This is a genomic window from Nostoc sp. FACHB-280, from assembly GCF_014697615.1.
Lineage (GTDB): Bacteria > Cyanobacteriota > Cyanobacteriia > Cyanobacteriales > Nostocaceae > Nostoc_B.
The window spans coordinates 142,808-152,994 of record NZ_JACJSD010000015.1 but is presented as its reverse complement, the minus strand read 5'-3'; the positions used below and the strand labels follow the sequence as shown (position 1 = coordinate 152,994).

Below are 10,187 nucleotides of genomic sequence, written 5' to 3'. Positions count from 1 at the left end.
TTAATCAGAAGATTAAGCTCATTAAACGCAGGGCTTATGGCTTAACTAACTTTAATAATTTTAGAAGAAGGGTTTTACTAAATTGGTATTTCTGTTGTTAATTTAACATATCTAGTCTGGGAGAGCCATGAAATTTATTGGGATTGATTTAGGTTGGAAATCACAACCAAGTGGCTTGTGCTGTTTAGAATTAATCGATGGACAATTACAATTACTAGATTTAGATCGCCAAGATGCGATCGCTGACATTTTAACTTGGATAGATACCTGGGTACAACCAGAAGCACCAGCCATCATTGCGGTTGATGCACCGACTTTGATTCCTAACCCTACAGGTAGCCGTCTCCCCGATAAACTGACTCATAAATACTTTGGCAAATATCACGCCGGCTGCTATCCCGCCAATCAAAATTTACCGTTTGCCGAGCGGACAATTAACTTTGGCTTAGAATTAGAATCCCGTGGTTTTGCCCATGCACCAACGATAGCAGCCAAAACACCTGGTAGATATCAAATAGAAGTTTTTCCGCACCCTGCGATTGTGCATTTATTTAATTTAGAACGCATTCTTAAATATAAAAAAGGACGCATCAGCGAGCGTCGCTTAGAATTAATCAAACTTTATCAATATATTCTCGAAGTTTTACCTATTCTCGAACCTAGTCTTAAAGCACCACAATCTCATCTTTTTCCTTTTGACTTTTTCCTTTTACCTTCCACAGGTGCAACCCTCAAAGCTATTGAAGATAAACTAGATAGTTTAATCTGTGCTTATGTGGCTGCACACTGGTGGTATTGGGGAGAACAACGTAACTTAGTATTAGGCGATCGCACCACAGGTTACATTGTTATCCCAAATAAAAGGCAAAAGTAAAAAGGCAAAAGTAAAAAAAAGACTTTTACCTTTTTACTTTTCACTTTTACTCCGCCCAAGCAATCAATCTTGGTTCATAAGCATTAGAAAGGTGTGGGTGTTTGGGTAATACGCGCAAGGATAAGCCTTGAAAACCAGAGGTGGTATAAACAATATCGGCAGTGTAGAGACTCAAGCCTTGGTCATCTTGACCTTGGTAATCCATGACAACCGGAACCGCATTCACGATTTCACCGTTGGCATCGATCGCACCTTGATATAACTCTACTTGGATATCATCATTACTCAAAGTAGCTAAATCAACTTTGGCTTTCACAGCCACCTTTTGCTCAACTTTAATATCAGAACCTACAGATACATCAATATCTTTAATTTTGATGTTAAACCAGTGGTCGCTGAGTTTAGCTTTCCAAGCGGCTAGTTCTTTGGCTGGGGCATAATTATCAGTCACCAAAGTATGATAGCGATCGCTGGCGTGGAAATAAGCTTGTTGAGCATAATCCCGTACCATCCGCGCTGTATTAAAGAAAGGACAGTTCAAGCGAATCGCATCTTTCATTTTGGCTACCCAACGCCGGGGTAAACCATCTTCGTCGCGGTGGTCATAAAATAGAGGCACAACTTCTTTCTCTAACAAATCGTAGAGGGCGTTAGCTTCTACCTCATCTTGATAATTGGGATCGTCGTAATTTTCCCCATGTCCTATCGCCCAACCGGTGCGGACATAATCAGCTTCATCCCACCAACCATCTAAAACACTTAAATTAGGTAAGCCATTCATTGCGGCTTTCATTCCGCTAGTTCCCGAAGCTTCCCTGGGACGACGTGGTGTATTCAACCAGATATCGCAACCAGCCACCATTAACCGAGATATATGAATATCGTAGTTAGGGACAAAAACAACTTGTTTTTCTAAATGATGTTCGCGGATAAAATGATTGATTTCACGAATTAGTTCTTTACCTGGGATATCTTTGGGGTGGGCTTTACCAGCAATTACAAATTGAACTTTGCGGTTTTTATCACCAAGTAAAATGCGTTGAATGCGTTCTAAATCACGCATCCACAGGGTAGCGCGTTTATAAGTTGCAAACCGACGGGCAAAACCAATTGTTAAAACGTAGGGATCTAATACTTCTTGGGCTTGGGCAATTTCGGAAGGGGAAGCGCCGCGATCGCGCAAATGTTTGACCAGATGATCCCGCACATACAGTACCATATCCAAACGGCAGCGTTCGTGATTGCGCCACAACTCTTCATCGGGAATTGCTTCCATCCGTTCCCACAGTTGGTTATCTGGTGGTACTGATGACCAGTTTGGCCCTAAGTAGCGATCGTACAACTCTTGGGTTGATTTTGCCACACAACTGCGAGCGTGAACACCGTTGGTAATGGCGGTAATTGGCACTTCCTCGACGGGGACTTTTTTCCACAAACCTTGGAACATCTGCCGCGACACCACACCATGCAACTGCGCCACCCCATTAGAAAATGTCGCCATTTTCAACGCCAGCACCGCCATACTGAAAGGCCCGGATAAATCCCCTGTATTTTCTCTGCCTAAGCCTAAAAACTGTTCTTTGGGCAAACCAAAGATATCTGCATAGTAGCCCAGATAATACAGAATTTTATCGGGAGGGAATAAATCAATTCCCGCAGGTACAGGCGTGTGTGTGGTAAAGATGTTGCTAGACATTACTACCTGTTTGGCTTGGGCATAGCTCAAACCTTCTTCTTGAATTAAGATGCGGATGCGCTCTAATGCCGAGAAAGCCGCATGGCCTTCATTCATGTGGTAGGCAGTGACATCATAACCCAAAGCTTTCAGCATCCGTACACCACCGATCCCCAACATGATTTCTTGGTGGATACGCATATCAATATCACCGCCATACAGTTGATCTGTAATGTCGTGATCATATTGATTATTGGGTTCGATGTTGGTGTCTAACATGTACAAAGGCACCATCCCCACCTGTACCCGCCAAACTCTGGCGTATACCTTGCGTCCCGGATAATCAACCGCAATTTGCAACTCAGAACCGTCGGGATTGCGTTCTAAATGCAAGGGCATATTATAAAAATCATTGATGGGGTAGCGTTCTTGTTGCCAGCCATCAGCGTTGAGGTATTGAGCAAAATACCCTTGTTGATAAAGCAAGCCGACACCTACCAATGGTAGCCCTAAGTCGCTGGCAGATTTTAAATGATCACCAGCCAGAACCCCCAAGCCACCAGAATAAACAGGTAAACAGTCAACCAAGCCAAACTCTGCCGAAAAATAGGCATAACATTCCTTTGGCTTTTGAGCGCGTTGTTTCTGATACCAAGTTCCTTCTTGGAGATAATCATCTAACTGACGAGCCGCACGATCCATTTGTGCTAAAAACCCATCATCCTCTACTACCTCCAACAGCCGTGCTTGGGAGATAGTACCCAGCATCAACACTGGGTTGTGATGGCTAGATTCCCATAAGTCTCTATCTAAACGGCGAAATAAATCTTTAGTTTCAACATTCCAGTCCCAATGCAAATTATATGCTAACCGCCGCAGTGGTTCCAGGCGCGGCGGTAGTGACGGGGAAACATTGAATGTGCGAATTGGCTGCATAGGTTAGCAACTCTCCAAGTTCAGCTATGGTTATTGTTTACCTTGTTTATCTAATGCTGCCAATTCTTTATACTGTGTTTGTAAAGTACAGATGACTTTGTTAAGTATTAAAAACTGAGCCGAAAGTCAGTGCAGAACCTTGCCCCAAGCGGATTGTTCCTTTTTGATGTTCTGCTGGATTGTCTGAATTAATAAGGAAAATTTAATAATTGAGGCGCTATTGACATCAAAACTCTCCATTCCCACCTAGAACAGAGAGGGTAATGTCTATTCGTCATATTCAACTGCCCAAAGAAGGCTGATCTTGCGGTTTTTTTGGCATAGTGAGACGTTGCGCCGCCGCATAAGCCAACTCTGCTGCCATCTTATAAGCAAGTTTGATATTAGATGCGCTATCCTTGTGGTGTGTGGCAGAAGTTTTGGGACGAGGTTTTGATTCCTGCATCACTTCACCAGAGGAGATCGCTCGTTGCAAAATGATAAAAGCGTCCAAGTCTTCTGAGTCATAATCTCGTCGCAGTAGAGTTTGTATCTGGTTGCGATCGGCGATACTCAAATAACCAGTTCTAAAAGCTTGCTGGACGATTTGTTTAATTTCAACCATAATTTCAACCAAGTGTAAGAGTTAATTTAAAGGAGCTTAGTCTGTAAATTTGGTTTTCTTGTGAGGATTCCTTCTCAGAGCGTTGATTTTCTCTAGACTTCACAATTTATAATAGGAGATATCCTAAACACATCGTCCAGATGGTTCACCTGATTGGGTGATTTACAAATTTGGCAATTATGGTTATATGTCTATCCGGTTTCGTGCCGAAAGTTTCTGTATGAAGGAAAAGCAAGAAATAATTCGGCTAATCGGAACTGTCTTGAAATAAGTGCTGATTGCTGAGTATAAATCTATAGCAGTCTCTTTTTATATGTGACCAACAAAGACAAGGGAGACAGGGTAGACAAGGAAGAGAGATACCCAAATTTGTCTGCTTGATTCAAAGTTTTTTTAGATTATTTTAATGTATTTTAAATTACGAATCTAAGATTTGTAATCTTGTTGGTGGGGATGAAATAAATGTTGTTTAAACTACCAACTTTAGGAAATCAATTATATTGTTAAAAACTTCCGACTTGGGAGTGATCCATCAAAAATAAAATGTGTTATTCTGGGAGGCAACTGTTATGAAAAGCCACCCATCTAAATGAAATCGTGACTTGGTTAAGTTGTAAATCATCCGTGTGCAGAATGAGCGTAGCGGCATACTCTAGAAATTTATTGCAAGAAAGTCGTCATTGCAGTCGGGGAAGCGCATACTTGTTTGCACCGATGGTAAACTTTAATGTGATGGCTGAAGTTGGTGATACTCCACCTTAATTAAAAATTTATTTTTAATTGACTTAAAAATAACCAGACAACTAGCAGCAATTATCTTGTGATTGGTAAACAGTCCGCAGAAGATTTTGAGCTTCAACAATCACATATATATTGTTATTGCAAGAATTTGTCATTGTTTAATTAGGTCATTGAACATATTTAAAAAAACTGCATAGAGCAACTTGATGTTAAAACTATCAATTTATTTCAACTATCAAATAGTTAAATAGTTGATATTGCCATCTGTAATTTGCTGGAAAAATTAGCAGCAGCATTAGTATCTGACTGAGAGGTTGTTTGAAAAGTAATTGGCTGTGATTTTAAGCACTTGTTGATCCCCCCTAACCCCCCTTTTCAAGGGAGGAAATGAATCAAACCCCCCCTTTTTAAGGGGATTTAGGGGGATCTAAAATGTTTTGCTACCAAGCATAGGAATTTTCAAACACCCTCTGAGATTAATCTTGATACTAAATGCAATATTTTGTTGCTAAAAGTACTTGATGAAGAGATAGAAAGTCTCAAGCGATCGCCTATCGATAAAACGAGATTAGCCTTCATCAAATACATTTTTATCCTGCAATTTATTTTCCGATGTTTTGACAAGATGTAGCTCAAGACTCACTAATTCAGTTTTTGCTTAATTTCAGATAAATTGCGCTATCCACAATTTATATTTCACTTCATTCACAGAACACTCTCCCAGAAAAATATAGCCATGAGTAACCAAAGCCACGCCGCTAAAATTCAACGTTTCAAGGAAGTAATACTCACAACATTATTAGCTGATATCCCAACCATCGCTCTCGGTACAAAACTCCGCAATTGGTTGTATCGCACTATCTTTGCTCAGTTAGACAGTTCAGTTTATATTCAAAACGGTGTGGAATTTTTAGGGACAAATTGCATCGCTATTGGTCAAAAAGCGCATATCTTTAAAGGAGTGAGAATTGATGCTCAAGGACATTCCAATAATAAAATTCATATAAGTCATGGTGTAGCTATTGAACGCAATGTTGATATTGGTTGTTTAGACAACACATCTATTTATATTGATGAAGAAACTTTTATTGGCCCGCATGTATGTATTGCCGGGCCAGGAGATATTACCATTGGCAAACACTGTATGATTGCAGCCCACTCCGGCATATATGCTAACAATCACAACTTTACAAATCCCTTAGAGCCAATTAAAGACCAAGGCATTACACGCAAAGGAATTGTAATTGAAGATGATTGTTGGTTGGGACATGGAGTCACAGTATTAGATGGCGTAACTATTGGTCAAGGTAGCGTTATTGGTGCAGGTGCAGTCGTTACTAAAGATATTCCGCCATTCTCCGTGGCTGTGGGCGTACCTGCAAAAGTCGTCAAAAATCGGATGAATCAGCAATTATCCGAAACAGGGGTAAGCTGTTAAGCGCAAGGGTGCAGGGGAAGGGGGCAGAAATAAGGCCAGAAGCAAGGATGCAGAGGGAATTGAAGAAATATTAATATTATCCCCCTTTGCTCCCCGCTCCCTGCTCCCCTGCCTCCTGTTACCACCGTATCTAAAGAAAATTGTGTCTTTTTTTCCTTTCAAGAAACCAAGTCATAGAATAATCATGACTTAAGTTATACCAACCCTGTTAATGAAAGTTTTAGTCATAAACAGGGTGTTCGCATTGGCTTTATCGATGTTCTCCCATAGTAGTAAAACTTTTCGGTACAGGTACTTAAGGTGCAATCCTCAGAGTTTATTGAGTCAGCTAGAGAAAAATCACATCGCACATCACCTTGATACCTAATAAGTACTTGCTTGTTTCATTACTGTGGCTGAAGCAACTAAAAGTATGAAACCAACTGTGATGACTTAGGTGTGAGAAGTGGTGATTTCGCTCTTGTCTACTCTCTATTCTTGATAGGAAATAATTATGACGACATTTGAGCAAGCTCCAATATTTCAGTGTGAATTTGAAGACGATCGCACTGGATTAAGTAAAGAAACTATCAAACGCGCCCTAGCTGATAATCTTTTTTACATCCAAGGTAAATATCCTGGTACAGCCACGCCCAATGATTATTATATGGCTTTGGCTTACACCGTGCGCGATCGCATGTTGCAACGCTGGTTCAAAACTACGGAAGCCTATACAAAAAAAGGTGTCAAAGTTGTCAGTTATCTCTCAGCAGAGTTTCTCTTGGGGCCGCACTTAAGCAATAACTTAATCAACTTGGGCATTTATGATTTAGTCCGCCAAACCGTGGAAGAAACCGGGCTAGATTTTGTGCAACTGCGCGAAATTGAAGAAGAACCAGGACTAGGAAATGGTGGTCTAGGTCGTCTGGCTGCTTGTTATATGGACTCTTTGTCAACTCTCGAAATTCCCGCCATTGGTTATGGAATTCGCTACGAATTTGGTATCTTTGACCAAGAAATTCGGGATGGTTGGCAAGTCGAAATCACAGATAAATGGCTGCATTTAGGCAACCCCTGGGAAATTCCCCGTTTAGAAGAAACCATCGAAGTCAAGTTTGGTGGTCGCACCGAAGGCTATTACGATGAAAAATGCCGTTATCGGGTGCGTTGGATTCCCGATAAAGTGGTCAAAGGTGTTCCCTACGATACGCCCATATTAGGTTATCGCGTCAACACGGCGAATACCTTACGGTTGTGGAAAGCCGAAGCGCCGGAATCTTTTGAATTTAAGGCATTTAATGATGGTAACTATTACGGTGCTGTCAACAAAAAGGTAGTTTCCGAGAATATTACCAAAGTTCTCTATCCTAACGATGATTTGGTGCAAGGTAAGGAACTGCGCCTAGAACAACAATATTTCTTTGTGTCTTGTTCTCTGCAAGATATGATTCGGCTGCACTTGCAAAAAGGCGAAACCATAGAGACTTTTCATCAGTCGTTTGCTGTGCAACTCAATGACACTCACCCATCAATTGGTGTGGCAGAATTGATGCGGCTATTGGTAGATGAGTATGAACTAGAGTGGGATCAAGCTTGGCAAATTACCCAAAATACTTTTGGCTACACCAATCACACCTTGTTACCAGAGGCTTTAGAAAAGTGGCCTTTAAAATTATTCAGTCACTTACTGCCAAGACATCTGCAAATTATCTATGAAATTAACCAACGTTTTCTCGGTCAAGTGCGTGCTAAATATCCCGATGATGGCGATCGCCTAGCGCGGTTATCATTGATTGATGAAAGTGGGGAAAAATATGTCCGCATGGCACATTTAGCCAGTGTTGGTTCCCATGCAATTAACGGTGTCGCCGCCTTACATACAGAGTTACTCAAACAAGATGTTTTGCGTGACTTTTACGAATTTTGGCCAGAGAAATTCACCAACAAAACCAATGGTGTCACACCCCGCCGTTGGATAGTCGTCAGTAATCCCCTCCTGGCTAACTTGATTACTCGTAAAATTGGCACAGATTGGATTAGCCATTTAGAAGATTTAAAGCAACTCGAAGCTTTTGTGGAAGATGCTGAGTTTCGTCATGAATGGCGACAAACCAAGCAAGATATTAAGACTTATTTGGCAAATTATATTAAGGAAAACCACGGGATTGAAGTCAATCCTGCATCTCTGTTTGATGTGCAAGTGAAGCGGCTGCATGAGTACAAGCGCCAACACCTGAATGTGCTGCACATCATCACCCTTTATAAACGCCTCAAAGACAATCCCAATCTGGAAATTACACCCCGCACCTTTATTTTTGGTGGAAAAGCTGCTCCTGGGTATTTCATGGCGAAATTAATCATTAAACTCATCAACTCCGTTGGGGATGTGATTAATAATGATCCCGATATGCGCGATCGCCTAAAAGTAGTATTCTTACCTGATTACAATGTTAGGTTTGGTCAACGAGTTTACCCAGCCGCTGACCTTTCCGAACAAATCTCTACGGCTGGCAAAGAAGCTTCCGGGACTGGCAATATGAAATTTGCCATGAATGGCGCACTAACTATCGGCACACTTGATGGCGCTAACATCGAAATCCGGGAAGAAGTAGGCGCAGAAAACTTCTTTTTGTTTGGATTGACAACCGAACAAGTATATGAATTAAAATCCAGAGGCTATAACCCTTGGGATTATTACCATAACAATCACCAACTTAAAGAAGTAATTGACCTAATCAGTTCAGGATTCTTCTCGCATGGTGATACTAATCTGTTCCGGCCATTAGTAGACTCACTGTTGTACCACGATCCTTATCTGCTGTTTGCCGATTACCAGTCTTACATTGACTGTCAAGATCAGGTAAATCATGCTTACCGTGACCAAGAACACTGGACAAAAATGTCAATTCTCAATGCAGCTAGGATGGGTAAATTCTCTTCTGACCGAGCCATTAAAGAATATTGCCAAGAAATTTGGAATGCTGTACCCGTGAAAATCGAACTAGCAGAATATATTCAAGCTAGGGCTGGTTTGAAAGTGAACTGATCAAATCAGATAAATTCGGTTTTTGGTTGAGGCGGGTGTAAGGGTATAGGGGTGTAGGGCGTGTTTTCAAACTATTAATTTTGCCTCCTAACTTTTTAGATCCCCCTAAATCCCCCTTAAAAAGGGGAGACAGTGCGTTGGGCGGGTTTCCCGACTTGAAGCATCTGCCGTGGACTTTAAGAGTTTCTTAGCTCACCTTAAAAAGGGGGGTTGGGGGGATCACAGAGTTTGAAAACACACTCTAGGGGTGTAAGAGTGCTGAACACCTACACCCCACACCCTCACACCCCTACACCCTAAAATTTCAGGAAACCTCTGGCATTAATTAACGTCACAACATTAGCCAGTCAACAACTACATCTTATTGGCATCTACTCATAGCAGTATGTATCTAGGTTGCTTAGGACATTAGTAAATGTAAACGACAACAACAGACTTTTATTTAACTCTGGAACCTGTCACCTATCACCTGCTACATAGAGCGGTAGTCAGACATATTAGGAGATGATGAAAGCCTGAATACCAGGAATAATAAAACTTTTACCTCCTGCCTTCTGCCTCCTGCCTCCTGCCTTCTGCTATAAAACAACCCACAGCATGAGATAATAGCGAAACTTGTGCCATACTCTATTGGGTAGTCATAACATAGCCCTCTCCCTCAATAGATTGCGCTCAAAACGAGACAAGATTTGGGTAAGATAAAGGAGCTATCTTTTCTGCATAGCAGATACCGAGAGAAGCTTTTTCCGACCCCCTTTGGAGATATTTCTATGCTGACTTTAAAAATCGCTGTTTATATTGTTGTTGCCTTCTTTGTGACTATCTTTGTCTTCGGATTCTTGTCAAATGATCCTGCTCGTAACCCCGGCCGTCGGGATTTAGAGTAAGTACAAG

Annotated in this window: 8 protein-coding genes; 6 read left to right on the top strand and 2 right to left on the bottom strand. The window is 41.4% G+C overall.

Annotation, left to right across the window (positions count from 1 at the left end; translation table 11 throughout):
- Nucleotides 1-11: 11 nt before the first annotated feature.
- A complete protein-coding gene (locus tag H6G75_RS13595) occupies nucleotides 12-101 on the top strand; it encodes a hypothetical protein (RefSeq protein WP_397331879.1) in 90 nt (29 codons plus the stop codon).
- A 26-nt stretch (nucleotides 102-127) separates the two neighbouring features.
- The gene (locus H6G75_RS13590) at nucleotides 128-874 is read left to right on the top strand and encodes a DUF429 domain-containing protein (RefSeq protein ID WP_190980580.1); all 747 of its coding nucleotides are present in this window, start codon (nucleotides 128-130) and stop codon (nucleotides 872-874) included.
- Nucleotides 875-920: 46 nt separating this feature from the next.
- Here H6G75_RS13590 and glgP read toward each other — a convergent pair whose 3' ends face one another.
- Together glgP and H6G75_RS13580 are read right to left on the bottom strand one after the other, a co-directional pair.
- Nucleotides 921-3,485 (bottom strand): alpha-glucan family phosphorylase, encoded by a 2,565-nt coding sequence (glgP, locus tag H6G75_RS13585; protein ID WP_190980579.1) that lies wholly within the window; start codon nucleotides 3,483-3,485, stop codon nucleotides 921-923.
- Between the two features lie 280 nt (nucleotides 3,486-3,765).
- The gene (locus tag H6G75_RS13580; protein WP_190980578.1) at nucleotides 3,766-4,089 is read right to left on the bottom strand and encodes a hypothetical protein; all 324 of its coding nucleotides are present in this window, start codon (nucleotides 4,087-4,089) and stop codon (nucleotides 3,766-3,768) included.
- Between the two features lie 633 nt (nucleotides 4,090-4,722).
- Between H6G75_RS13580 and H6G75_RS33525 the strand changes: the two genes are divergently transcribed.
- The 4 genes from H6G75_RS33525 to H6G75_RS13565 all read left to right on the top strand — a co-directional run bounded on the left by H6G75_RS33525 (nucleotide 4,723) and on the right by H6G75_RS13565 (nucleotide 10,180).
- Entirely contained in the window at nucleotides 4,723-4,851 is a 129-nt protein-coding gene (locus H6G75_RS33525) for a hypothetical protein (RefSeq protein ID WP_277884091.1), read from the top strand.
- A 715-nt stretch (nucleotides 4,852-5,566) separates the two neighbouring features.
- Nucleotides 5,567-6,268 carry a DapH/DapD/GlmU-related protein gene (locus H6G75_RS13575; RefSeq protein WP_190980577.1) on the top strand — a complete coding sequence of 234 codons (702 nt, stop codon included), beginning with the start codon at nucleotides 5,567-5,569 and terminating at the stop codon, nucleotides 6,266-6,268.
- A gap of 493 nt (nucleotides 6,269-6,761) precedes the next feature.
- Nucleotides 6,762-9,293 (top strand): glycogen/starch/alpha-glucan phosphorylase, encoded by a 2,532-nt coding sequence (locus H6G75_RS13570; protein WP_190980576.1) that lies wholly within the window; start codon nucleotides 6,762-6,764, stop codon nucleotides 9,291-9,293.
- 770 nt (nucleotides 9,294-10,063) lie between these two features.
- Nucleotides 10,064-10,180 (top strand): photosystem II reaction center protein I, encoded by a 117-nt coding sequence (locus H6G75_RS13565; RefSeq protein ID WP_015114068.1) that lies wholly within the window; start codon nucleotides 10,064-10,066, stop codon nucleotides 10,178-10,180.
- Nucleotides 10,181-10,187 lie beyond the last annotated feature (7 nt).

What these genes read in the sequence shown, in the direction of transcription:
- glgP (WP_190980579.1), bottom strand. Translation starts at nt 3,485, where the DNA reads ATGCAGCCAATTCGCACATTCAATGTTTCCCCGTCACTACCGCCGCGC.
- H6G75_RS13575 (WP_190980577.1), top strand. Translation starts at nt 5,567, where the DNA reads ATGAGTAACCAAAGCCACGCCGCTAAAATTCAACGTTTCAAGGAAGTA.
- H6G75_RS13570 (WP_190980576.1), top strand. Translation starts at nt 6,762, where the DNA reads ATGACGACATTTGAGCAAGCTCCAATATTTCAGTGTGAATTTGAAGAC.
- H6G75_RS33525 (WP_277884091.1), top strand. Translation starts at nt 4,723, where the DNA reads ATGAGCGTAGCGGCATACTCTAGAAATTTATTGCAAGAAAGTCGTCAT.
- H6G75_RS13590 (WP_190980580.1), top strand. Translation starts at nt 128, where the DNA reads ATGAAATTTATTGGGATTGATTTAGGTTGGAAATCACAACCAAGTGGC.
- H6G75_RS13565 (WP_015114068.1), top strand. Translation starts at nt 10,064, where the DNA reads ATGCTGACTTTAAAAATCGCTGTTTATATTGTTGTTGCCTTCTTTGTG.
- H6G75_RS13580 (WP_190980578.1), bottom strand. Translation starts at nt 4,089, where the DNA reads ATGGTTGAAATTAAACAAATCGTCCAGCAAGCTTTTAGAACTGGTTAT.